Origin of the sequence: Peptoniphilus catoniae (assembly GCF_901447155.2) — a bacterium.
GTDB lineage: Bacteria > Bacillota > Clostridia > Tissierellales > Peptoniphilaceae > Peptoniphilus_E > Peptoniphilus_E catoniae.
In genome coordinates this window covers 1-22,991 of the sequence record NZ_LR588419.1, presented here as the reverse complement: position 1 = coordinate 22,991, position 22,991 = coordinate 1, and the positions used below count along the sequence as shown (strand labels likewise).

Here is a 22,991-nt window from a genome sequence, read left to right as displayed (position 1 = left end):
AAAATGAAAATAGTTGATATTGCGTGGACCATTTTAAGCCCTGTAGCTAAGGTAAAATTTAAAATTGCTTTAAGAGATGAATCAAAAACTGAATCTCTTTTAGTTAAGGTAACAACAGATGAGGGAATAGTAGGTTATGGTGAAGCCAGCCCCTTTGAACCTGTTACCGGAGATTGTATAGGAGATATAGAGGTATTCTTGGAAGGTATTAAACCTATTTTAATAGGAGAAGACCCTCTTGCTATAGAAAGAATCCACAGAAAAATGGATAGACATATAGTAGGTAAGTCTGCAGGCAAGGCAGCTATAGACTTTGCACTTTACGATATACTGGGCAAAAAGGCAGGACTACCTGTTTATAAACTTCTTGGAGGCAATTCTAATCAAGTAAAATCTGATATGACTATTGGAATAGACACTCCGGATGAAATGGCAAAGCTTGCTAAAAAATATGTAGATGAAGGTTTTAAAATTTTAAAAATAAAAATCGGAATTAACCAAGAGGATGACCTTGAAGCTATAGCTAAAATCAGAGAGGCTGTAGGTGACGGTATAAGTCTTAGACTTGATGCCAACCAAGGCTATGATAAGAAGCAAGCTGTAAATGTAATGAAAAAAATGGAAAAGTATCACGTAGATGAAATAGAGCAACCTTTACCTTATTGGGATTTTACAGGACTTAAATTTGTTAAGGATCATATTAGTCAAGAGCTTATGATGGATGAATCAGTTCATGGTCCTAAGGATGCAATAAGAGCCGTTAAGGAAGAGGCTACTGATATTATTAATATAAAATTAATGAAGGCCGGAGGACTTTTCCCTGCATTGCAAATAAATGCAGTTGCAGAAGCGGCAGGTCTAAAGTGTATGATAGGCTGCATGAGTGAAACAAGAGTAGGTATAGCAGCTGGAGCTGCCCTTGCAGCAGCAAAGAAAAATATCGAGTATGCTGACCTTGATAGTTACAGAATGGTTGAAGAGCTTCCGGGAATAAAAGGAGGATTCACTCAAGAGGGCGGAATCATTACTCTATCAGAAGCACCGGGTCTTGGACTTGAAATAGACTTTTAAATCGATATTTTAATGTAAATTAATATCTTAATTAAACAAAACTCTCCCGTCAATCTAAAATGATTTGGCGAGAGAGTTTTTTATTGTTTTTTATAAAGCTTCAGTTATAGATAGACCAAAAATTATAAATGTTTATACTTGTAGCTTAACTTTTCTCCTGATCTTACTTGAAGGTCAAAGTCCCTATACATATCCTTAGCTTCATTAAGTAGGATAAAAAGACCAATTATATTAGGGATAACCATTAGACCGTTAAATAAGTCTGTAAGCTCCCAAACAAAATTAACTTTTTGCACAGAACCTAAGACCATAAAGCAAAGGGCAATAGCCTGATAAACCCTTATAGCTGATTTTGATTTAAAAAGGTACTTAGTATTGGATTCACCAAAGTAGTACCAGCCGATAATAGTTGTAAAGGCAAAAAATACTAAGGCTATGGCAAGAAACTTTGCTCCGGTATCCCCAAAGGCACGTCTAAAAGCTTCCATAGTAATCATTACCCCTTCCTTACCGCTGTTGTGGGCATCTGTAGCAAGAACTACAAGGGAGGTTGCTGTACATACAAGGATAGTGTCTATAAATACTCCTATCATAGCAACACAACCTTGAATTACAGGATGGTAGACATTTGCAACTGCATGGGAGTTAGGGGTGGAACCCATACCGGCTTCGTTGGAGAAAAGACCCCTTGCTACACCATATCTAATTGCAGTTTTAACTGATACACCTACAGCTCCACCTAAAACGGCTTTAGCTGAAAAGGCGGATTCAAATATAGCCTTAAATACCGGCACTATCATATTGTTAAACTTAACAAGAACGACAATTGAACCGATTATGTAAATAAGTGCCATTAGGGGAACGACTCTTTCAGCAAATGATCCTATACGTTTAATGCCTCCTATAAAAATAAAGGCTGCAGTAAGTGCAATAGCTATACCAACAAAAAGTTCAGGTAGGTTAAAGGCTTCAGCCAAGGCAGAGGATATGGAATTGGACTGAACCATATTGCCGATAAAGCCTAAGGCCAGGATTATAAGAATTGAAAAGGCTCCTGCTAGGAAGTAGCCCAGACTTGAAAGTCCTCTGTTTTTTAAGCCCTTGCTTATATAAAAGGCCGGTCCTCCTACATACTGACCATCTCTTATTTCTCTGTACTTTTGTGCCAAAATTGCTTCGACGGATATAGTTGACATACCGAGTATTGCTGTAATCCACATCCAAAAAACCGCCCCGGGACCTCCTGATACTATAGCTCCTGCAACGCCACCTATATTTCCGGTACCTACCTGGGCAGCTATAGCTGTGGATAAAGCTTGAAATGAAGACATAGAACCTTCCTCAGTCTTATCTTTGGACAGTGCCTTGCCGAAGGTTTCTTTAAATCCGTAGCCTAGTCTTGTAAATTGGGGAAACCTTAAATATATAGTAGAAGTAAGACCAAAGCCCACTAATAAAATCATAAGGGGAGCTCCCCAAAGAATTCCATTCATACTTTTTAATAAAGCAGTTAAATTATCAAGCAAAATAATCCCTCCTTATATAGATAGAGATTATACCACATTAGATTAGAAAATTAAAAACTAAAAGATTAAGTAATTGATAAAGATTAATAAATTATTTCGGATAAGAAAATTTTGACATATTAAGACCTTCAAGTTTTAAAAGTGCGATTTTTTTATCAAGGCCAGCAGCATAGCCTGTAAGATTTCCATTTGCACCTACAACTCTATGACAGGGCACTATAATTGATATGGGATTATGTCCTACAGCTCCTCCTACAGCTTGAGGAGACATTTTATCCATTGATCTTTTTTCTGCAATAATGTGGGCAATATTTTTGTAGCTGGTAGTTTGTCCATAGGGAATAGTTAAAAGAATTTCCCAAACGGATTTTCTAAAATCGCTTCCTATAAGATTAAGCTTAGGTATAAAAGGAGGTTCTTGCCCCTTAAAATAAAGGTCCAACCAGTTAAAAGTATCCTTAAAAATTTTAAGATCTTTTTCATGGACCTTAAGGTTTTTGTCCAAGTATTTTTCTCCTATAAAGTATAAACCGCAAAGACCTTCGCCGTCGCTTATTAATAAAAGGTCTCCTATAGGAGATACATATTTTTTAATATATTTCATAAAAACTCCTTTAAAAGTTGATTATAAGTTAAGTTTGTCGGATAATTTAACTATAATACAGGAAAATATAGATATCAAGAAAGGATGTTTATTTTGAAAACGGACAATATTTTTTATCCCTATAAAAGTAGAAGGACGGTGGTATATGGCAAATCAGCTATGGCAGCCTCATCAAACACCTATGCAACTATAGCGGGAACGGACATAATGAAGGCCGGGGGCAACTGTGTAGATGCAGCCCTTGCAATGGCAATGGTTCATGTTGTAGTTGAACCTACAGGTAATGGTTTGGGATCAGATGCCTTTGCCATAGTGTCCATGGATGGAAAGCTTTATGGACTTAATGCCAGTGGACCTGCTCCTGTAGACCTAAAAATGCAAAAGCTAAAGGATCTGGGATATAATTCTATCCCTCAAACAGGTCCCTTATCTGTAGATGTACCGGGAGCTGTAGGCGGTTGGATAAGCTTACATGAAAGATTCGGCAAACTCAGTCTTGAAGAAATAGCGGCTCCTGCTATAAAGCTTGCTGAAGAAGGTTATCCTGTAAGTCCTACTATAAGTCAGCTTTGGAAAGCTCAAGTGGAAAAGTATTCTAAATTTAAAGATGATCCTGCCTATAAGGGCTTTTTTGACACCTTTACTATAAATGGCAGGGCACCATATTCAGGAGAGGTTGTAAAACTTAAAGACCTAGCTGAAAGTCTAAGGGAAATAGTAAAAACTAATGGAGAGTCCTTTTATAGGGGCAAGCTTGCAAAGGCAATATCTGATTATGTAAGGGAAAAAGGAGGACTTTTAACTACAGAGGACCTTTCTTCCTATAAACCTGAGTGGGTAGAACCCTTATCTGTAAATTACAGAGGTATAGATGTTTGGGAACTCCCTCCCAACGGACATGGGATAACAGTTTTAATGGCTCTTAAGATTCTTAATAAATTTGACTTTTCCCATATGACTGAAGAGGAAAAGACCCATTATGCTATAGAAGCCTTAAAAAGTGCCTATGTAGATGCAAAGGAATATGTAGCCGAACCGGAAAGAATGAGACCTCATTTTAGAGAGCTTCTAAAGGAGGACTATTTAACATTAAGGAAAAATCAACTTGAAGAAAAGGCACTTGACCCTAAAGTCGGTACCCCTGGTGAAGGATCTACAATTTATTTGGCAGCAGCAGATAAGGACGAAAACATGATCTCTTTTATACAGTCAAATTATATGGGATTCGGTAGTGGAGTTGTAGTTGAAAAAACAGGCATATCTCTAAATAACAGGGCACACAATTTTGACTTTGACGACACAAGACCAAACGGATTAGTAGGAGGCACCAGACCCTATCATACAATTATTCCGGGATTTTTAACTCAAGATGGCAAAGCCTTGGGACCTTTTGGAGTTATGGGAGGCTTTATGCAGCCTCAAGGTCATCTTCAGGTTCTTATAAGAATGATAGATGATGGACTTAATCCACAGGCAGCTTTAGATGCTCCAAGATGGCAATGGATAAAGGGCAAAAAGGTGGAAATTGAAGAAGATTATGAATCCAATATAGTTAAAGACTTAAAGAAAAGAGAACACGAAATAGATCTTGTATCAGATAGAACAGACATGGGTAGAGGACAAATAATATTAAGAGAAAAGGGAGTATACCTTGGAGGAACGGAACCGAGAACTGACGGATGCGTCCTTGGAATATAGGAGGAAAAATGAGATACGATTTTGAAAGCAAATTAAACAGAGTGGGAAAGGGATCCCCTAAATGGGACAGAATGGTGAAAAAAAGACCTGAGCTTTCTACCGGTGAGGTAGTACCTCTTTCAGTAGCTGACATGGAATTTCCCATTGCTCCAGAAATTAGGGAAGGTTTAAAGGAATATTTAGATCAAAATGTTTTAGGATACACTGAGGCTAATGACCCTTTCTTTGAAGCTCTAATATCCTGGATGAAGAGAAGACATGATTTTGATGTAAAAAGAGAGTGGATAATTAATACTCCGGGAGTTGTCCCGGCCATTTATGCAGCTATAAATAAGTTCAGCAACAAGGGAGACGGAGTTATAGTTATGCCGCCGGTTTACTATCCATTTTTCTCGGCTATTGAACTGCAAAATAGAAAGCTTGTCAGATGTCCACTTATAAAAAAAGAAAGATATGAAATAGATTTTGAACTTTTAGAAGAGCTTGCATCAAAGGAAGAAAACAAAATACTACTCTTCTGTTCACCCCATAATCCTGTAGGAAGAGTTTGGGAAAAAGAAGAGCTTGAAAAAATTGCCCAAATAGTTGAAAAAAATAATTTAATTATGCTTTGCGATGAAATCCATATGGACTTTGTTTATAAGGGACATAAGCACACAGTTTTTCAAACTATAAATGATAAGGTTGCAGAAAAAACAATAACCTTTACGGCACCTTCAAAGACCTTTAACCTTGCCGGCATGATGCTTAGCAATGTTATTGTTAAAAATAAGGACCTTAGAGAAAAATTAACGGATTCTCTTGAGGCTATGAGTATATCCACTTGCACGGCTCTGGGCTATAAGGCTTGTGAAATAGCCTATAATGAATGTGAAGACTGGTTTGATAAATGCCTGGATGTAATAGATGAAAACCAAAAGCTTGTAAAAGACTTTTTTGAAAGCAAGCATCCTGATATTAAAGCACCACTATTGGAAGGAACCTACCTTCAATGGGTTGACTTTAACAGCTTGGGAATGAGTAATGAAAAGCTTGAAGACTTTATGAAAAATAAGGCGGGCTTGTTTTTAGACGAGGGGTATATTTTTGGAAAGGAAGGCTCAGGCTTTGAAAGAATAAACCTTGCAGCACCTAAATCAACTATAAAAGAATCCCTTGACAGACTTGATAAGGCATTAAAGGACCTTAGAGGATAAAATATTTTAAAGTCTAAATAAAACTTAATATGACCTAAGTCAATATATAGAGCAAGTTTTTATTATAAAAGCCGGAGTTGTTATTCTCCGGCTTTTTAAATGTTTATTTTTTATTATCAGGTCTGCGGTTTTTAAAATCTTCATCAATTCGACTTTTCCATTTATTCCTTAAAGGTGCATTAGAGCGAAGGGAGCTGATAGCATCGCTTAGGACTTCATAATTTAGAGCTGTACCTTCACTGTCGCAGTTGTAGTTAGCTGCACGGTCTTCATTTATTCCGAAGCTTTTTGCAGTTTCCAAGGCGTCAATATTGGCCCCTAGGAAAAGAAATTCCCAGTTATATCTTTGTTTCTGTCTTTCGATTATTTGCCTAACTTGATTTATATTGTAGTAATGACTGGCATTTTCCATACCGTCTGTTGTAATAACAAAGATAGTATGCTGGGGTACATCCTCAGGACGGGCATATTTATGAATATTTCCTATGTGCCTAATGGAAAGGCCAATGGCATCAACTAGGGCGGTACAACCTCCAACTGTGTAGTCTGCCTCTGTCATAGGGCGAATATCTTTTAAGTCTAATCGGTCATGGAGGACTCTACTTACATTATTAAAGAGCACTGTTGAGATTAATGCTTCCCCTTTCGCCTTTTTCTGTTTATTAATCATAGCATTAAATCCGCCTATAGTATCACCTTCAAGTCCGGCCATGGAACCGCTGCAGTCAAGAATAAAAACTATTTCTGTTAAATTTTTTTTCATATAAATCTCCTCCATAAAATAAAAGTAGCTGTAAGAGTTTTCTTACCTTACAGCTAGAGTATAATATTTTCATTTTATGAAGTGGTCGCATTAAAAGCGACATATTTTATATATTATCCACCTATTAGATTTTGATCAAAGGCAAAAAGAGCCTCATTGATTTCGTAGACCTTATAATTTCCCTGTTCTACAAAATATTGCACAATAATATCAAACTTACTTGAAGGGGAGAAGGCAAAGCCCGCTTTCATAAGCATGTCCTCCATTTCATCAAGGGGAAGTTCCAAAGCAAGGGCAAAGGCTAAAACAGTCGCCTTAGATGGTTTATAAAATTTGTTGGAGCGAATTTTTGAAAAAAGCTTTCTATCTATATTTGCTTTTTTGTAACATTGGGCATCAGTCATTCCCAGCTCATCAATTTTTCTAAGAAGCATTTGCGAAAAGCTTTCGTCTATTTGGTCAAGAGCATTCTCTAAAGAGCCGGACTTTTTTTCGCCTGTATCTAAAAGCTTAGCTTCTGAAGAAAAGGTATATTCTTCAAGTATTTGAAGATCGCGTCTATATTCATTTTTTGTATCCTCATAATCCTTTACATACTTATCATCTATGTAGGCCTTAATATCAGAAAAAAGCTTTTCGCTTATTTGATATGATTTTTTATCGAAGATAACTATATAGACGGTCATATCATTTTCAAGGAGGAAGTCACTAATAGTGTTAATGGCAACCTTAAGAGCCTGGTCCTTAGGGTATCTATAGACACCTGAAGAAATCAGGGGAAAGGCAACTGATTCACATTTATATTTCTTTGCCAAGTTAAGAGAGTTTATGTAACATGACTCAAGTAGCTTTTCTTCATTATACCCTCCACCTTGCCAACGTGGACCCACTGTGTGAATAACGTAGGAACAGGGTAGGCAATAAGCCTTAGTTATTTTGGCATCTCCGGTTTTGCAGCCATTAAGCCTTCTGCACTCTTCCAGTAAATCGGGACCTGCCGCACTATGAATAGCTCCATCTACTCCGCCTCCTCCTAAAAGAGAATTGTTGGCGGCATTAACAATAGCATCAACTTTCATTTTTGTAATATCATTTCTAACAATTTGTAAAGGCATAGTTACACCTCGGATTTTATTTTTGATTTTAGATTTAAACCTATTAAAAACAATTAAATTTACTAGTATACACTTAAAATTATAACAGTTATCTTTTAAATTTTCGATTAATCTCTTTAAGAGGAAAAGATATTTTAAATTTAAAATATAAAAATAGATGCAATCTCAATAAGAGCTCACATCTATTTTTTAAACATATTACATTATCTTGCCTAAGAGATAGGCTAATTATATATTTTTATCTGGCATTGACATAGTTATAAATTAGGTGTAGGGCTTCTTCCAAGGTTAGGGTTTTATTAGGAGAAGCATCTTTAAAGTCATAAATGGAATATGCTTTAGCTAAAGCGTAATAAGCTCTATAGTCTTTAGGTATGGACTTGTAGTCTGTAAATATGGAGCTGTCAAAAACATCCTTTAAGTCCTTGATACCTTTATAATTCATAGAGTTCATTATCCACTTTACTGCATCTTTTCTAGTAAGACTCTTTTCAATGTCGTCATCGTTAAGGTCTTCAAAAATCCAGTAGTCTAAATGTGAGGCTATAAAATCTTTTTCATAAACCATAGGGCTTTCTATAAGGCTTAAAAGATATACATAATCCATAACTGTAACAGGATCACTTACCTTAGATGACTTAGGCAGACCTATACCTAGGGAGGTCAAATACTCCAGCTCATCCTTGTAGCTTGACTTATCCAAGTCTTCATAAACAATATCTGAATCTCCAAAGACTTTACCTCCACTACCAACAAGTTTTCCGTCATTAGCTCTAATAATAAGATCATAGTCAAAATCATAGACAAGTCTAACTTCATTGTTTACATAAGCATAGGACAAGCTTATATTATCCATGGCTATTTTTTTGGCTTCTTGCTCTGATATTACATCGCCAATAGGTTTAAATTCCAAATCGTCTAAGGAAAGAACATATTCAGTAACCTTACCTGTTTTGTTATCTATACTTATTTCAATTCCATTTTTAACTATATAGTGATTATCCTTTTGACGGTAATAGGTTACCTGAGTTGAGTAAGGACTTGAAGACACAATGGGATTAGTTTTATCAATATCCTTTGAAGAATTATATTTTTTAATAAATTCATCAGCAGCTTTAATCGCTTTTTCAGAGCTTAGGTTAGCTTTCTTTCCAGATCCGTCAAAATAATTATTGTAATTTATAAGCTCAAGATTTTCAGCATCAACAGCTATATTAATACTTGATTTTTTGTTCTGATAGTAAAAAGCATAAGCATACTTATCTTCGGAATACTTATTAAGAGAAGTTGATTTAAGCTCATATTTTTGCAAATCAAAATTATCAGATAAATACTTTTTGACCTCGTCTAAAGTTTTAAGACCTTTAACAGTATTAAGCTCTGACATTTCAACTTCTGATAAAGAAATTCCTCCTTCACCTTCAGCTGCAGCGGCATCCTTGGCTTCTTCTTCTTTTTTATAGGCAATAATGTCTTCGTTGAAATCAATAAAATCTCCTGAAATTGCATCTAACAGGTCGTTTTTCTTAAGTTGAGTGTAAGCCGGGAAGTAGGACGGGGTTTTGTTATAAAAGCTTGGATTCATATAGTAGGTTAAATACATAGGATTTTCGTGGAAGATCTTATTAAAGGCCTCTTCTTTAGCTATAGCCTTACTTGGATCAGGAAACTTTGAGTCGGGAAAATCCGTAAAGTTTTCTGTTGTATAAAATCTTTCTATTTCACCATTGGATAGATTAACACTTACACTTATATAGTCGCTTCTTACTTTAATGTCATTTACATATCTGTAATAAGTTACATCTGCGGACTTTGAGCCTAAATAAATTGAAACATCTTCAGGCCTATATGTAGTAGAAACATCCGGAGCTATTTTTTTAATAAAGTCATCAGCCTTTTTTTGAATTTCTTTTTTATCCTTTAGATTAATACCTGAAGTATTTTCGGAATCTTCGTACTTTGAGTAGCTTAAAATATTACCTTCACTATCAGTTTCAATATTTAAACTGGATCCTGTATCTGACCATTGATAAGAAAGTACCTTTTTATTTTCGTTGGTATAAGAAGAAAAATCAAAATTTTTATAATCGCCTATATTAAATAATTTTTTTAGGCGTAAAACTTCTTCGCTTTTTTCCTCACTGGCAATTGTTTTAGTGGAAGCTTCAGCCATGCAACCACTTGGTATAAGTAGTGTAAGGATAAGTAAAAGAGAAATAATTTTTTTCATAATATCAACCTCCTAAACAAATTATACCCAGATTTTGTGAAAGAAATATGAGAGATTTATTAAATAAAAAAGACACTTAGATAAGTGCCTTTAAATTATTTTTTATTTGTATAAGGTGTAACCTATCTGTAAACTACAGACACCAGTTACCACCTGTCACCACATTTTAAAATGGAGCTAACGGCGGGATTTGAACCCGCGACCTCTACATTACCAATGTAGTGCTCTACCTACTGAGCTACGATAGCATATCCTTAAACCTGTGAACGCATATCAGTATAGCATATTAATTAAGCTTGCTCAAGATGAATTTTTACGAGACCTTTAAATAATTCTTAGTTATGTTAACAAATCTTCTACTACTTTTATTTAATAACTTTTTTGGAAGAAAAGGTATAGAAAAATTAATAAGAACAAGAAAAAAAGATAACGATTTCAAAACCGATATATTTATTTTACATAGAATTTAAAAATTAATAATAGTAGTAAAGCTATCTTTAAAATAAATTTATAGCCGTTACAAGAAAAATACAAATATCTACTAAAATAGTGGAGTTTGCTATAAAACACCATAGATTTATAGAAATATTTTTAAAAAAATATAAATAAGTTTCAACCTATAAATGATTGACTTAAAAGATAAAGAGATGTATACTTCTAGTACATAAAGAACTAAACTTGTAAATGTTTACCTAAGGAAAGGAGACTGGTTTATGAAATTAACTAAAGATCAACAGGACCTGCTTGATGGAAAGTATGGTCCGGGTGCACAACTTGCAATGAAGGTTCAAGTTGCAGTAGGAGAATCTTTTGGAGCTGAGAGGATGGTTCCAATTACAAGAGCTCACGTAGCTTTAAGTAATCAAGACGCTGACTTGTGGCTTGCTGAAAAAATGGTTGACATGGGGGCTAAGTGCAGAATTGCACCTACAGTAAATCCAGGTTGGTGCCTACCTTATTTTGAAGCAAAGGGCCTTGTAAGTGAAGAAGATTATAAAATGATGGAAAGAACTCACAATGCTTATAAGAAGCTTGGAGCTGTTTTAAGTTATAACTGTACTCCTTACATAGATACAAACGTTCCGAATTTCGGAGAGGTAGTTGCTTATTCTGAATCAAGTGCCACTCCTTATGCAAATGCGGTATGGGGTGCAAGGACTAACAGGGAAGGTGCAAACTCAGCTTTGTTTGCTTCTATTACAGGTTATGTTCCGGAATATGGTCTTCTATTTGATGAGAACAGAAAGGGAACTATTCTTGTAGATGTACAGGCTGATATGGACAATGATTATTGCTACCACATGCTTGGTATGTGCGGCAAAAAAATAGGTCACGGAATTCCTGTATTTACAGGTCTACCTAAACACATAAGCCCTGAAGCTTTTAGAAATTTAGGAGCACAGCTTAACACATCAGGAGCTTATGATATGTATCATATAGTTGGTGTTACACCTGAAGCTCCGGATCTTGAAACTGCATTTGGAGGAAAGGAACCTGAAAGAAAAGTAACAATTACAAATGAAGACTTTGAAGAGGTATTAAAAGAAATATCTCTTGAAGGAAACAGAGAAATTGATTTTGTAATGTTCGGTTGTCCACATTTCACTTTAAACGAATGCAAGCACATTCATGAAAGACTTCAAGGCAGAAAGCTTAAGAAAGAAATGTATATTTTAACATCATCACACGTTAAACATATGGCTGAGCTGATGGGAATAGACGAAGAACTTGAAGGACTTGGAGCACATATAATACCAAGTACTTGCCCTGACCAACCTTGTTGGAAATTCTTAAAGGGTAAAATAGGTTTAACTGAATCTCCTAAATGTGCCTACTATCCTCAAAGAAGAGGAATCAACTTCGTTATAAGAGACTTGGATACTTGTATAGAAGCTGCAGTTACAGGGGAGGTAAAATAATGAGTAAATTGTTTAAATGTCATAAAATATCTGAGGGATCAGTAGAAGCTGAGGTTATTTTTTCAAAAGATGACATTATGTTTTATCTAATAGATCCTGAAACGGGAACAGTACTTGAAAAGGCACATGACCTTGAAGGAAAGGTGATAGCAAATAAAATTTTAGCATTCCCTAGCGGTAAGGGAAGCAGCGTAGTACAAGCCGATGGACTTTTCCAATTAATGAAGAGAAACAATCAACCTGCAGGCATGATAGTTGAGCACCCTGAAACTGTTTTAGTATCAAGTGCCATAATCTTTGAAGTGCCTATGGTAGATAAAGTTGATCCGGAATTTTATGAAACTGTAAAAGACGGAGATAAGATAAGATTAGACGCAACAAATGAAGAAATAACTATTCTATAAAAATATTTTGGAGGAAATTTATGAAGAAAAAACTTTTACTACTTGTACTTGCTCTGACATTTGTTTTAACTGCTTGCGGTGGAAATAAAGGTGGAGAAAACAAGGCACAGGAAAATGGAAAAAATGCAGAAACTCAAGAAACAACTCAAGCAACAGGAGATTCAGTAGTTATTAAAATAGGACACGTTGAACCTGAAGACAGATCAACTCACCAAGCTCTTCTTGAGTTCAAGAAAAATGTTGAAGAAAGATCAAAGGGAAGCTTGACGATTGAAATCTATCCTAACGGTGCTTTAGGAGGAGACGTTCAAATAACAGAATCCGTAGCAATGGGAACTCTTGATGCGGCTCTACCTGCAACATCAGTACTTACAACTTATTCTGAAGAATTCGGAATTTTGGATATGCCTTACTTATTTAAATCTTCAGATGCAGCTTTTGCGGCACTTGATGGAAAGGTTGGAGAATATTTCAATGCTAAGCTTGAAGAAAACGGAATCCACAACCTAGGCTACAGCTATAATGGACCTAGATCTACAACTACAAATACAGGACCTATAGAAAAGCCTGAAGACTTAAAGGGAGTTAAAATGAGAGTTATGGAAAGTCCTATATTTATAGACTTCTATAAAACTCTTGGAGCAAATCCTACCCCGATGAGCTTTACTGAACTATATACAGGTTTGCAACAAGGCACTGTTGAAGCACAAGAAAATCCACCTTCACTAACTTTTGCAAATAAGTTTTACGAAGTTCAAAAGTATCAAACTATTGATGAACACGTTCATAATTTCTTAGCTTTCATTATGAATGCAAATAAATTTAATTCATTAACTGATGAACAAAAAACTATTATTACAGAAGAAGGCAAGAATTATGTTGATACTCAAAGAAAAATGGAACTTGAAGCCAATGGTAAGGCTATAGAAAATTTAAAGACTGAAGGCGGACTTGAAACAAATATACTTTCTCCTGAACAAAAGCAAGCTTTTAGAGATGCAGTTCAACCTATGTATGATAAGTATCATAAACAATTCGGAGAAGATTTATTTAACATGTGTGAAGAATACAATAAATAATAAATAGGCGACTAAGTCGCCTATTTATTAAAAGGAGAAGACAATGAGAAAGTTATTAGAAAAATACAATGACATAGAAGAAAAAATTTTAATAGCAAGTCTTGCCTTTAATGTGTTGTTGGTGTTTTTTCAAATTGTAATGCGTTCTATTTTTAATGCATCTATTTCATGGTCAGAGGAGCTTTCAAGATATATTTTTATTTGGCAGATATGGATGGGTGTAAGTATTGCTTTTAGATATGATCAGCATATAAAAGTGGATCTTATTTATAATGTATTTAAGTCTGAAAAAGCCCATAGAGTAATAAGACTGATTGTAGATTTAATTTGGTTAGCTTTTAATCTGTTTCTTGTAGTTGAAGGATTTAAATTACTTCAGTCCATGAATGCAAGAAATGCCTTGTCTTCCGGAATGAGAATTCCTTTAATACATGTTTATGCAGCCCTTGCTGTAAGCAGTTTAATTTTAAGTATAAGATTGCTTATAAATATATATGATCAAATTTTTTATAAAAAGGAAAAGACTAATGAAGGTCTTAAGGGAGATTACAAGCTTAACTTAGATGATAATAAAGACATTAAAGAGTCTGCTAAATAAGGAGGGTAGTATGGAATCTTTAGTATTATTCGGAATATTTTTTGTTCTTCTAATGGCAAGTGTCCCTATAGGATATGCCATAGGTATTGCAACTTTAGTCACAATGTTAAAGTACACAACTATGCCTACCCTTATGATTGCTCAAAATGCAATTGCCGGAGTAGACTCTTTTCCACTTTTGGCGATACCGTTTTTTATGTTGGCAGGTAATTTAATGAGTAGTGGCGGCATAGCTAAAAGATTGGTAGATTTCTTTGAGAGTATAATTGGACACGTAACCGGTGGCTTAGGTATGGTTACAGTAGTTGTTTGTATGTTTTTTGCAGCTATATCAGGTTCAGCTGTTGCTACTGTATCTGCAGTAGGAGCTTTTATGATTCCTGAAATGGTAAATCACGGATACAATAAAGGCTTTTCCGCAGCCCTAACCGCTGCTGCAGGAACTATAGGAGTTATAATTCCACCAAGTGTTCCCTTTGTAATTTATGGAGTAGTTTCAGGAACATCTATTACAGATTTGTTTACTGCAGGATTTTTACCTGGTGTTTTAATGGGTCTGGCTCTTATTTTAGTATGCTACATTTATTCAAAACAACATGGCTATAAAGGTAGAGAAACAAGATCCAGTGGTAAAGAAATATGGACAGCTTTTAAGGAAGCTTTCTTTGCTATTCTTTCTCCTGTAATAATATTAGGTGGAATTTATTCCGGGAAGTTCACTCCAACTGAAGCTGCTGTTGTATCTGTAGTTTATTCATTTATAATAGGAGTCTTTGTATATAAGGAGCTTAGCTTAAAAGGAGCCTATGACGCTTTTAAAGATGCCATAGTAGTAAATGGAGCGACAACCTTTATGATAGGTTTGTCAACAGCCTTTGCAGCTCTACTAACTATGGAACAAATACCTTTAAAGATAGCTAATGCTATAACCAGTGTAAGTAATAATCAAATAGTTATTTTAATTCTTATAAATCTATTCTTACTGTTGGTAGGAATGTTTGTGGATAATATACCTTCTACTATTATTTTGACTCCTATACTTCTTCCTATAGTTATGAAGTTTGGAATGCATCCGGTAACTTTCGGTATAATGTTGACTATGAACTTAGCTATAGGATTCTGTACACCTCCTTACGGAATCAATCTTTTCGTTGCTTCCGCAATATCCAAAGTGAAAATGGAAGAATTGTCAAAGCAGATTATGAAAATGATTTTTGCCCTTATAGCGGTACTGCTTTTAATAACCTATGTAAGACCTATTACTGAGATGTTTATAAAGTGAGGTAAATAAAATGCTTATTTGGATAATAGATGAAGAATGGAATGAGTATGATTTGGAAAAGGAACTTCTGCCTAAGGAGTTTCCAGGAGTAGAACTTAGATTTTCAGGTTACGATTATAAAAAGGATCTTGAAGAATTCGGCTATAAGGCTGACGGAATACTTGCACAGATTTATGCAGACATTAATAAGGAAATGATAGACAAGCTTGAAAACTGTAAAGGAATTGCGGTTTACGGCGGAGGTTTTGACAAGGTAGATATTGAAGCTTGTAAGGCAAAGGGTATTCATGTTACCAATATTCAGGAATATTGTGCAGAAGACCTTGCAGACTATGTAATAGCCGGAATCTATAATTGGAATAAGGACCTGGCAGGAAGATCATCAAGAATCAAAGAAGACATTAAAAACAATGCTTGGGGAGCACCCTCTATTAAAAAAATGGAGCACAGAATCAGCAAGCAGACTCTACTTATAGTAGGTTTTGGAGCTATAGGCAAGGTTGTAAATGAAAAAGCCAAAGCGATAGGCATGAAGGTAATTGCCTATGATGAATTTTTAACTGCTGAAGAAGTTGCCAAGTACGGAGCTAAAAAAGTATCTTGGGAAGAAGGCTTTAGTCAAGCTGATGTAGTAACTATACATTTAAAAGGTATAGAGGCAAATCAGGATAAAATAGGTGAAAATGCCTTTAAATATATGAAAGATACTGCCTACTTAATAAATACATCAAGAGGTAGAGTAGTAAATGAAGAAGACTTAATTAAAGCTGTTAAGTCAAATAAAATAAGAGGAGCACTTCTTGATGTTGTTAAAAATGAACCTCCTACAGTAGATAATCCTTTACTTTCCTGCGAAGGTATAATGGTTACTCCTCACAACTCATATATATCTGTAGAGTCAATGAGAGCCTTAAAGGAATATGCAATAGGAAACTTAGCTTCTATGATAAGAGGAGAGAAACCGAGGGATCCTGTTTGTTAATTAAGTAATGAAAATAAGCGACTTTATAGCCGCTTATTTTTTTATAAATTTAACGGCAGAAATATAGTTTATCAATTTATATTAAAAGTCTAGATTAAATATAAGGAGATATTTATTTACTCAAAGGAGAGAGAGTCTTGTAAAGAAATCTATTTTATAATAAAATATTAAACTAATAAGCTAATACAATAAGAAAATCTGGAGGAATATACATATGGTTATAGGAATATTAAAAGATATTAAAGCCGGAGAGTACAGAGTTATACTTACCCCATCAGAAGTGAAGACTTTAGTTCAAGATGGAAATGAAGTTTTATTAGAAAGAGATGCTGGGCTTAAGGCCGGATTTGAAAATGAAGAATATGAAAAAGCAGGAGCGAACATAGTTGCAACTATGGAAGATATATATAATAGGGCTGATCTTGTTTGCAAGGTAAAAGAGTTTGAAGAAATAGAGTATGGTTTGCTTAAAGAAGGTCAAATTCTATTTACCTGTATCCATCCGGCAGCTCATCCTGAAGAAGTCGATGCACTACTTGAAAAAAAGGTTATAGCCTTTACAGCTGAAGATTCCCATAGATATGGTTCTCCAAATTGTGAGGCTGCAGGTAAAATCGGTGCTTTTTTCGGATTGGAGTCCTTGCTTAGCATTAATGGAGGCAAGGGAAAATTTGTAAGCGGTTTAACAACTGCTCCCGGAGTACAGGCTCTTATTATAGGCTGCGGCATGGTAGGCAAGAACGCCCTACAGGTACTTCACACTATGGGAGCTTGGGTTACAGTAATGGATATAAATCTTGCGGCTTTAAGAGAAGTTGAAAGACTTTATGACGGCAAGGTTAATACACAAATATCTTCAAAGGCAAATATTGAAAAAATGTTACCTAAGGTGGATTTAGTTATTAATTGCGTAAAGTGGCCTAAGGAAAATAAGGAATATATGATAACAAGACAAATGGTTAAATCCATGTCAAAGGGTTCTGTAATAGTAGATATAAGTAACGATTATGGAGTTATAGAAACCTTCCACGAAACACATTTCGACAATCCAAGGTATGTTGAAGAGGGAGTTGTTCACTACTGTGTAAGTAATATTCCTTCTGCTATAGCTCAGTCCACATCAATTGCATATGCCGCTTCAGTATTACCCCATATAAGAAGCCTTGCAAAAGACGGCGTGAATAAAGCTTGTATTAAAGATGGATTTTTAAGAAGAAGTTTGACAAGCTACAAGGGTTATCTTACTCACGAAGAAACATCAGCTATCCAAAATAAACCTTGGGTAAAGCCTGAAAGGGTTCTATCTATAGAAAATGAAGATTTGGATCCCGCTCCAAGGGCAACATCTACCAGGTCAAAAAACTTTATTAAAGAAGAAGATCTAAAAATTTAAAAATAAAAGGAGGAAGACATGGAAAATTTAAATATGGGAATTATTTCATTAGTACCGGCTATAATTGCTATAATTCTTTCCTTTGCAGTTAGAGATACAGTTTTTGCCTTGGCAATTGCCTGTATAGTTGGGACCCTTCTTGCAGGTCAGGGGCCTATGGGATTTCCAACTCTCTTAAAGGAAAGTTTAGGCACTACAAGCTTTTCTTGGGTAATGCTGCTTAATACTTTAGTTGCAATTTTAGTAGCATTTTTTAGAAAAACGGGAGCCATACAAGGCTTCACTAAGCTTTTAGAAAATAAAAATTTCGGCAGAAGGGGAGTTCAAATTCTCGCTTGGATACTTGGTATCTTTGTGTATTTTTCAGATTCATTCAGCCCTCTTTTTGTAGGAACTGTAATGAGACCTATTTCAGATAAGGTAAAAATATCAAGGGAGAAGCTTTCCTACATAGCTGACTCAGGTGCGGCACCTGTAAGTGTTTTGGTGCCTATTACAGGTTGGGCAGCTTATTTAAGCGGACTTGCAATAGGTATAGGACCTATTGCCGATGAATCTCACGCCACGAAACTTTTCCTTCATGCTATACCCTACAACATATACTCATGGTTCACAGTGCTTTTTGTAGGACTTATTGCCGCAGGTATTATAAAGGATTTTGGGCCTATGAAAAAAGCGGAAGAACGCGCCATGAAAGAGGGCAAGCTACTAAGAGACGGGGCTAACCCTTTAATGAGTACGGAGCTTACAGATCTTAAAGCCTATAGCGGTATTAAACCTAGAGTATTTTTAAACTTTATACTTCCGGTTCTACTTATTGTTACTATAGCAATAAGCACCTATATAACAATGAAGTCTGCAAAGACCATGGAAGCCTTTTTATTTGTATCGATTTTTATGGTAGTGTCCATGTTGATTCAAGGTATACCTTTAAAGGAAATAATGTCATCAGTTGGAGACGGTATAAAAGGAGCCACCCCTGCAGTAACAATTCTTGCTCTCGCTTATTCAGTTAACAGTTTAAGTAAAGTAATGGGAACGGCTGACTATATAATCTCTATAGCAGAAGGATTTTTAAGTCCGCATCTTCTGCCGGCAATAATATTTATAATTGCCGCTATTATATCCTTCTCAACAGGTTCATCTTGGGGGACCTTTGCCATATGTATGCCTATAGCTTTGCCCCTGGCTTACAGTTACACAGGAGGGGAACTGACCCCATTAATCTATGCATGCTTTGGAGCTGTAGCCGGAGGAGGAGTTTTCGGAGATCACTGTTCACCTCTATCAGACACCACTATTCTTGCATCAACAGGCTCAGCTGCAGACCATATAGACCACGTTAAAACACAGCTGCCCTATGCCTTTGTTTGTGGAGCTATAGCAGTTATAGGTTATTTAGTACTTGGATTTATTTAAAAAAAGGCTGTTTCTTACAGCCTTTTTTATTTTAGAGCCTTTAAAAATTTTATATTATGGGATTTACTTATACCTGTAAAATAATGTACAATATACTCTATAAGGCAAAGAGATTTTACTGAGGAATAAGGAGGCTTTTTATGGAGATTAAACACGGCACTAATAAGTTTTATATAGGAAGAATTGAAGAGGCACCTCAGGCCCAAATGGTTTACGAAGATAAGGGGGACTATGTAAATATAGAGCACACTATAGTTTCCGACAACCTAACCGGTCAAGGTGTTGCAGGCAGACTTCTTGATGCTTTAGTTAACTGGGCAAGGGAGGACAAGAAGAAGGTAAGAGCGACTTGCTCCTATGCTTATGCTAAACTACAGGATGAAAAGTATCAGGACGTTTTTGAAAAGAACATTTAAAATGAACCTCCTTGGAGTATCTGATTCAGGGAGGTTTTTTATATTTTAATTTAGGGTAAAAATTTATTGACAGAAAAATTTCACCTAACAATTTGAGATAAATAGTTAACTTTGCAAAGGAGGGCTTATGAGAAATCTTGTAAAATCTGAAGTCTTCAATATAGAAAATATAATACCATCAGTAAAGCACCAGACAATTTCAAAGAGTTTAAGGGAAAAATCGGAAAGTAGTTTAGTTCTTTTAAGCCTTGCTGAGGGAACTGACATAAGTGCTGAGCTTTATCTTGAGGACAAGTATTATTTTCTTTTCAAGGGCAGAGTAAAAATAGGAAGTGTAGATCTTAAAGAAGGGGAGCTTTTATACTGTTCTGAAAAGACCTTATTTGGTATTTATTCTGAAAAGGAAAGTTTTTTACTTGAGATAACAGTTAAATTTAAAAAGGGGGATAAGATGAAAAATATTCCAAAAGGAGAGGCAATAAGTTTAAAGGATAATGTTTCCTATGTAGAGGGAGCTATATCGAATCTTGATATTCTTTCAAGGAAGGATTTAAAAATGATGCTTATGGCATTTGACAAGGGGGAAGGCTTAAATCCGCATTCTGCACCGGGTGATGCCCTTGTAGTCCCCCTTGAGGGAGAGGCTACTGTTACAGTTGGTGATAAAAGCTTTGATCTTAGCCCGGGGAGGCAAATAGTCTTTCCTAAAAACATTAACCACAGTGTAAGGGCAAAGACTGAATATAAAATGCTTTTAATTATGGCTATTGATTAAAAATAAGACCTGGGACTTAACAGCGTTAAGCTCAGGTCTTTATATTTTATTGATTTTTTATAAGTATACAGACAGTTATAAATAAAATTATAAATTCTATTTTCCCACGCCTTGGATTTTGGGAAGAGCACCTAGAAGAATGTTAAAGGACCAATTAATATGCTCTTGAAGTAGATTACTTGCAAGTTCAAAATTATTTTCTTCTATGGCTTCAAGAATTCTATAATGGTAGTCAGCTGATTCCCTGCCTGTGTCCGTAAGTACGTAGGCTTCTCTTCTGTAATAGGCAATTTTATTTTTAATAGAATTCATAAGAGTCTTAACGTATTTGTTAGGTGTGTTGTCTACTATAAGGTTGTGAAACCTTTCATCTACGCTGTTAATGTAGTCAATATCAGGTGCTTTTCCGTTTTTATAACTCTCAAGTATACCTGAAAGCTCAAGCTTCATAAGCTTAAGATCTTTCCTGTTAATAATATCAATAGATTTTTTAAGTGCGAGGACTTCTAAACTGACTCTCACCTCGTAGATATCTTCCAAGTCCCTCATGGAAAGTCCTGTTACCATGGTGCCTATTCCATCAAAGCATTTTACAAAGTTTTCAAGCTCCAATTTTGTAAGAGCGCTCTTTACAGGAGTCCTACTCATATTAAGAGCTTTTCCTATAGATGTTTCGGTTATAATTTCTCCGTCTTTAAGTTCACCTGAAATTATTTTTTCCTTAATAAAGTCATAGGCTTTTTTAGACAGGGTTACCTTTTTATTTACAGTTAAATTTTTTATACTACCACCTCAATTTGAGCATTTTATTATTTAAATAAATTTAATTATATCATAAGCCTAAAGAGGCTCTTATTAAAGTTTTTTATATGCAAATATATAGTATAATATTATAAGCTTATTATGGAAAGGGATTATTTATGAAAGAAAATAAAATGGGGACAAAAAACATAGGACCTTTGCTTGTTGAAATGTCTCTTCCAATTATGGTATCTATGTTGGTTCAAGCCTTATATAATATTGTGGATTCTTATTTTGTTTCAAGAATAAGTGAAAATGCTTTTGCAGCGGTTTCTTTAGTATACCCTGTTCAGTATATAATGACCGGCTTAGGTGTAGGAACGGCTGTAGGTATTAATGCTCTCCTATCCAGATCCTTGGGAGAGAAAAATTTTAACAAGGCGAATCTTGCCGCTGAAAACGGAATACTTTTAGCTTTTATTCACTACTTAATATTTTTAGCTTTCGGTTTGATTTTGCCGAGAATCTATCTTCAAACCCAAACCTCCGATCCTGAGATAATTAAGTATGGAGTTCAATACATATCAATAGTAACTATATTTTCTATAGGCGCCTTTATGCAGCTTACCATAGAAAGAATCTTTCAATCTGTAGGTAAGACTTTATACACTATGTTTACTCAAATCTTCGGAATGGTGGTAAATATAATACTGGATCCGATTTTAATTTTCGGCCTGTTCGGATTTCCTAAAATGGGTATAGCCGGAGCTGCTGTAGCCACAGTAACAGCACAGATTTTAAGTGCTTGCCTCTGTGCCTTTATAAATCATTTTTATAACAAGGATGTAACTATAAAAACTATCAGACCGGACCTGGATACTATAAAAGAAATTTATAAGGTGGGTTTTCCAAGCTTTGCTCTAATAGCAGTTACAGCCATGACTATTTACTTTATGAATATGATACTTGGGAAATTTACTTCAACTGCTGTAGTTGCACTTGGAGCATACTTTAAGGTAAGGTCTTTTATCTTTCTTCCGGTTTTCGGACTAAACAGTGCAACTATACCTATAGTCGCCTATAATTACGGAGCGAAAAATAAAGAAAGAGCCAGGAGAACAGTTGAACTTGCTCTTAAAGTTGCAACCCTAATAATGCTGGTAGGCTTTGTTATTCTTCAAGTATACCCCGACAGGCTTTTAATGATATTTAAAGCCTCCGACAAGCTTTTAGCAGTGGGAGTGCCAGCTTTAAGAATAATATCCTTTGCCTATTTCGGAGCAGGATACAATATAGCCAGCAGCGGATCATTCCAGGCCCTGGGCAATGGAGTCATATCTCTTAATTCTTCAATTATAAGACAAGTTGGTGCGCTTTTACCTATAGCCTATTTACTCTCCCTTACAGGCAATGTCAATATGGTATGGTGGTGCTATCCAATATCTGAATTTGTCGCATTTATCTATTGCCGACATTACCTGAAGAATTTTACCTTTAAGATTATAGACAACCTTTAAGGATAAATAGATAAAAATAAATAAAAGTAGTATAATACCATTTAGATGAAATCACTTGAACTTGTTGATTTTAAATACTTTGTATTGTATCATATAGGTAATTTAACTAAGATATAAGATTTGTAGGAGGAAATTCATGGCAAAAGCAAAATTTGAAAGAACCAAACCACACGTAAACATAGGAACAATCGGACACGTAGACCACGGTAAAACAACCCTAACAGCAGCAATAACCCTAATAATGAACAAAAGATACGGCGGAG

The 22,991-nt window shown here is 35.4% G+C and carries 21 protein-coding genes and 1 tRNA gene; 15 read left to right on the top strand and 7 right to left on the bottom strand.

Annotated features, from left to right (window positions below; genetic code table 11):
- Positions 1-3 precede the first annotated feature (3 nt).
- The gene (locus tag PEPCATONIAE_RS07915) at positions 4-1,071 is read left to right on the top strand and encodes a mandelate racemase/muconate lactonizing enzyme family protein (protein WP_138160603.1); all 1,068 of its coding nucleotides are present in this window, start codon (positions 4-6) and stop codon (positions 1,069-1,071) included.
- A gap of 122 nt (positions 1,072-1,193) precedes the next feature.
- On the opposite strand, the gene PEPCATONIAE_RS07910 is transcribed toward PEPCATONIAE_RS07915, so the two are convergent.
- Together PEPCATONIAE_RS07910 and PEPCATONIAE_RS07905 are read right to left on the bottom strand one after the other, a co-directional pair.
- On the bottom strand, positions 1,194-2,564 hold the full coding sequence (locus PEPCATONIAE_RS07910) for an alanine/glycine:cation symporter family protein (RefSeq protein ID WP_428842301.1): 1,371 nt from the start codon (positions 2,562-2,564) through the stop codon (positions 1,194-1,196).
- A 124-nt stretch (positions 2,565-2,688) separates the two neighbouring features.
- A complete protein-coding gene (locus tag PEPCATONIAE_RS07905; RefSeq protein WP_138160601.1) occupies positions 2,689-3,201 on the bottom strand; it encodes a methylated-DNA--[protein]-cysteine S-methyltransferase in 513 nt (170 codons plus the stop codon).
- 93 nt (positions 3,202-3,294) lie between these two features.
- Between PEPCATONIAE_RS07905 and PEPCATONIAE_RS07900 the strand changes: the two genes are divergently transcribed.
- Positions 3,295-4,899, top strand: a complete 1,605-nt coding sequence (locus PEPCATONIAE_RS07900) for a gamma-glutamyltransferase family protein (RefSeq protein WP_346265079.1) — start codon at positions 3,295-3,297, stop codon at positions 4,897-4,899.
- 8 nt (positions 4,900-4,907) lie between these two features.
- Positions 4,908-6,095: a MalY/PatB family protein gene (locus PEPCATONIAE_RS07895; protein WP_138160600.1), complete on the top strand. Its 1,188-nt coding sequence runs from the start codon at positions 4,908-4,910 to the stop codon at positions 6,093-6,095.
- Between the two features lie 103 nt (positions 6,096-6,198).
- On the opposite strand, the gene PEPCATONIAE_RS07890 is transcribed toward PEPCATONIAE_RS07895, so the two are convergent.
- The 4 genes from PEPCATONIAE_RS07890 to PEPCATONIAE_RS07875 all read right to left on the bottom strand — a co-directional run bounded on the left by PEPCATONIAE_RS07890 (position 6,199) and on the right by PEPCATONIAE_RS07875 (position 10,451).
- Positions 6,199-6,858, bottom strand: coding sequence for a vWA domain-containing protein (locus PEPCATONIAE_RS07890; RefSeq protein ID WP_138160599.1), 660 nt, complete (start codon positions 6,856-6,858; stop codon positions 6,199-6,201).
- Positions 6,859-6,971: 113 nt separating this feature from the next.
- Positions 6,972-7,973, bottom strand: coding sequence for an O-acetyl-ADP-ribose deacetylase (locus tag PEPCATONIAE_RS07885; protein WP_138160598.1), 1,002 nt, complete (start codon positions 7,971-7,973; stop codon positions 6,972-6,974).
- 238 nt (positions 7,974-8,211) lie between these two features.
- Positions 8,212-10,203, bottom strand: coding sequence for a YcdB/YcdC domain-containing protein (locus PEPCATONIAE_RS07880; protein ID WP_138160597.1), 1,992 nt, complete (start codon positions 10,201-10,203; stop codon positions 8,212-8,214).
- A 172-nt stretch (positions 10,204-10,375) separates the two neighbouring features.
- Positions 10,376-10,451, bottom strand: a tRNA-Thr gene (locus PEPCATONIAE_RS07875).
- A gap of 465 nt (positions 10,452-10,916) precedes the next feature.
- On the opposite strand from PEPCATONIAE_RS07875, the gene PEPCATONIAE_RS07870 reads away from it, so the two are divergent.
- From PEPCATONIAE_RS07870 to PEPCATONIAE_RS07825, 10 genes are all read left to right on the top strand, one after another.
- Positions 10,917-12,122, top strand: a complete 1,206-nt coding sequence (locus PEPCATONIAE_RS07870) for an aconitase X catalytic domain-containing protein (protein WP_138160596.1) — start codon at positions 10,917-10,919, stop codon at positions 12,120-12,122.
- Positions 12,122-12,526 (top strand): aconitase X swivel domain-containing protein, encoded by a 405-nt coding sequence (locus PEPCATONIAE_RS07865; protein WP_138160595.1) that lies wholly within the window; start codon positions 12,122-12,124, stop codon positions 12,524-12,526. Before PEPCATONIAE_RS07870 ends, PEPCATONIAE_RS07865 begins: the two co-directional genes overlap by 1 nt.
- Before the next feature lie 20 nt (positions 12,527-12,546).
- Complete coding sequence (locus PEPCATONIAE_RS07860) at positions 12,547-13,605, top strand: TRAP transporter substrate-binding protein (RefSeq protein WP_138160594.1); 1,059 nt, start codon at positions 12,547-12,549, stop codon at positions 13,603-13,605.
- A 43-nt stretch (positions 13,606-13,648) separates the two neighbouring features.
- Entirely contained in the window at positions 13,649-14,203 is a 555-nt protein-coding gene (locus PEPCATONIAE_RS07855) for a TRAP transporter small permease (RefSeq protein ID WP_138160593.1), read from the top strand.
- 10 nt (positions 14,204-14,213) lie between these two features.
- On the top strand, positions 14,214-15,485 hold the full coding sequence (locus PEPCATONIAE_RS07850) for a TRAP transporter large permease (protein WP_138160592.1): 1,272 nt from the start codon (positions 14,214-14,216) through the stop codon (positions 15,483-15,485).
- Between the two features lie 10 nt (positions 15,486-15,495).
- On the top strand, positions 15,496-16,467 hold the full coding sequence (locus PEPCATONIAE_RS07845; RefSeq protein WP_138160591.1) for a C-terminal binding protein: 972 nt from the start codon (positions 15,496-15,498) through the stop codon (positions 16,465-16,467).
- Between the two features lie 214 nt (positions 16,468-16,681).
- Positions 16,682-17,860, top strand: a complete 1,179-nt coding sequence (locus PEPCATONIAE_RS07840; RefSeq protein WP_138160590.1) for an alanine dehydrogenase — start codon at positions 16,682-16,684, stop codon at positions 17,858-17,860.
- Positions 17,861-17,878: 18 nt separating this feature from the next.
- Complete coding sequence (locus PEPCATONIAE_RS07835) at positions 17,879-19,279, top strand: Na+/H+ antiporter NhaC family protein (RefSeq protein ID WP_138160589.1); 1,401 nt, start codon at positions 17,879-17,881, stop codon at positions 19,277-19,279.
- 140 nt (positions 19,280-19,419) lie between these two features.
- The gene (locus PEPCATONIAE_RS07830; protein WP_138160588.1) at positions 19,420-19,695 is read left to right on the top strand and encodes a GNAT family N-acetyltransferase; all 276 of its coding nucleotides are present in this window, start codon (positions 19,420-19,422) and stop codon (positions 19,693-19,695) included.
- 127 nt (positions 19,696-19,822) lie between these two features.
- Positions 19,823-20,470, top strand: a complete 648-nt coding sequence (locus tag PEPCATONIAE_RS07825) for a cupin domain-containing protein (RefSeq protein WP_138160587.1) — start codon at positions 19,823-19,825, stop codon at positions 20,468-20,470.
- Positions 20,471-20,566: 96 nt separating this feature from the next.
- Here the strand turns inward: PEPCATONIAE_RS07825 and PEPCATONIAE_RS07820 are convergent, their stop codons facing one another.
- Entirely contained in the window at positions 20,567-21,220 is a 654-nt protein-coding gene (locus tag PEPCATONIAE_RS07820; protein WP_282957752.1) for a GntR family transcriptional regulator, read from the bottom strand.
- A 170-nt stretch (positions 21,221-21,390) separates the two neighbouring features.
- On the opposite strand from PEPCATONIAE_RS07820, the gene PEPCATONIAE_RS07815 reads away from it, so the two are divergent.
- Positions 21,391-22,728, top strand: a complete 1,338-nt coding sequence (locus PEPCATONIAE_RS07815; protein WP_246060459.1) for an MATE family efflux transporter — start codon at positions 21,391-21,393, stop codon at positions 22,726-22,728.
- 136 nt (positions 22,729-22,864) lie between these two features.
- The coding region (locus PEPCATONIAE_RS07810) for a GTP-binding protein (RefSeq protein ID WP_246060462.1) at positions 22,865-22,991 on the top strand (127 nt) is incomplete at its 3' end.

Excerpts from the sequence above, each read along its gene's own strand:
- PEPCATONIAE_RS07915 (WP_138160603.1), top strand. The coding sequence starts at position 4 with ATGAAAATAGTTGATATTGCGTGGACCATTTTAAGCCCTGTAGCTAAG.
- PEPCATONIAE_RS07910 (WP_428842301.1), bottom strand. The coding sequence starts at position 2,564 with ATGAATGGAATTCTTTGGGGAGCTCCCCTTATGATTTTATTAGTGGGC.
- PEPCATONIAE_RS07905 (WP_138160601.1), bottom strand. The coding sequence starts at position 3,201 with ATGAAATATATTAAAAAATATGTATCTCCTATAGGAGACCTTTTATTA.
- PEPCATONIAE_RS07895 (WP_138160600.1), top strand. The coding sequence starts at position 4,908 with ATGAGATACGATTTTGAAAGCAAATTAAACAGAGTGGGAAAGGGATCC.
- PEPCATONIAE_RS07890 (WP_138160599.1), bottom strand. The coding sequence starts at position 6,858 with ATGAAAAAAAATTTAACAGAAATAGTTTTTATTCTTGACTGCAGCGGT.
- PEPCATONIAE_RS07885 (WP_138160598.1), bottom strand. The coding sequence starts at position 7,973 with ATGCCTTTACAAATTGTTAGAAATGATATTACAAAAATGAAAGTTGAT.
- PEPCATONIAE_RS07880 (WP_138160597.1), bottom strand. The coding sequence starts at position 10,203 with ATGAAAAAAATTATTTCTCTTTTACTTATCCTTACACTACTTATACCA.
- PEPCATONIAE_RS07870 (WP_138160596.1), top strand. The coding sequence starts at position 10,917 with ATGAAATTAACTAAAGATCAACAGGACCTGCTTGATGGAAAGTATGGT.
- PEPCATONIAE_RS07865 (WP_138160595.1), top strand. The coding sequence starts at position 12,122 with ATGAGTAAATTGTTTAAATGTCATAAAATATCTGAGGGATCAGTAGAA.
- PEPCATONIAE_RS07860 (WP_138160594.1), top strand. The coding sequence starts at position 12,547 with ATGAAGAAAAAACTTTTACTACTTGTACTTGCTCTGACATTTGTTTTA.
- PEPCATONIAE_RS07855 (WP_138160593.1), top strand. The coding sequence starts at position 13,649 with ATGAGAAAGTTATTAGAAAAATACAATGACATAGAAGAAAAAATTTTA.
- PEPCATONIAE_RS07850 (WP_138160592.1), top strand. The coding sequence starts at position 14,214 with ATGGAATCTTTAGTATTATTCGGAATATTTTTTGTTCTTCTAATGGCA.
- PEPCATONIAE_RS07845 (WP_138160591.1), top strand. The coding sequence starts at position 15,496 with ATGCTTATTTGGATAATAGATGAAGAATGGAATGAGTATGATTTGGAA.
- PEPCATONIAE_RS07840 (WP_138160590.1), top strand. The coding sequence starts at position 16,682 with ATGGTTATAGGAATATTAAAAGATATTAAAGCCGGAGAGTACAGAGTT.
- PEPCATONIAE_RS07835 (WP_138160589.1), top strand. The coding sequence starts at position 17,879 with ATGGAAAATTTAAATATGGGAATTATTTCATTAGTACCGGCTATAATT.
- PEPCATONIAE_RS07830 (WP_138160588.1), top strand. The coding sequence starts at position 19,420 with ATGGAGATTAAACACGGCACTAATAAGTTTTATATAGGAAGAATTGAA.
- PEPCATONIAE_RS07825 (WP_138160587.1), top strand. The coding sequence starts at position 19,823 with ATGAGAAATCTTGTAAAATCTGAAGTCTTCAATATAGAAAATATAATA.
- PEPCATONIAE_RS07815 (WP_246060459.1), top strand. The coding sequence starts at position 21,391 with ATGAAAGAAAATAAAATGGGGACAAAAAACATAGGACCTTTGCTTGTT.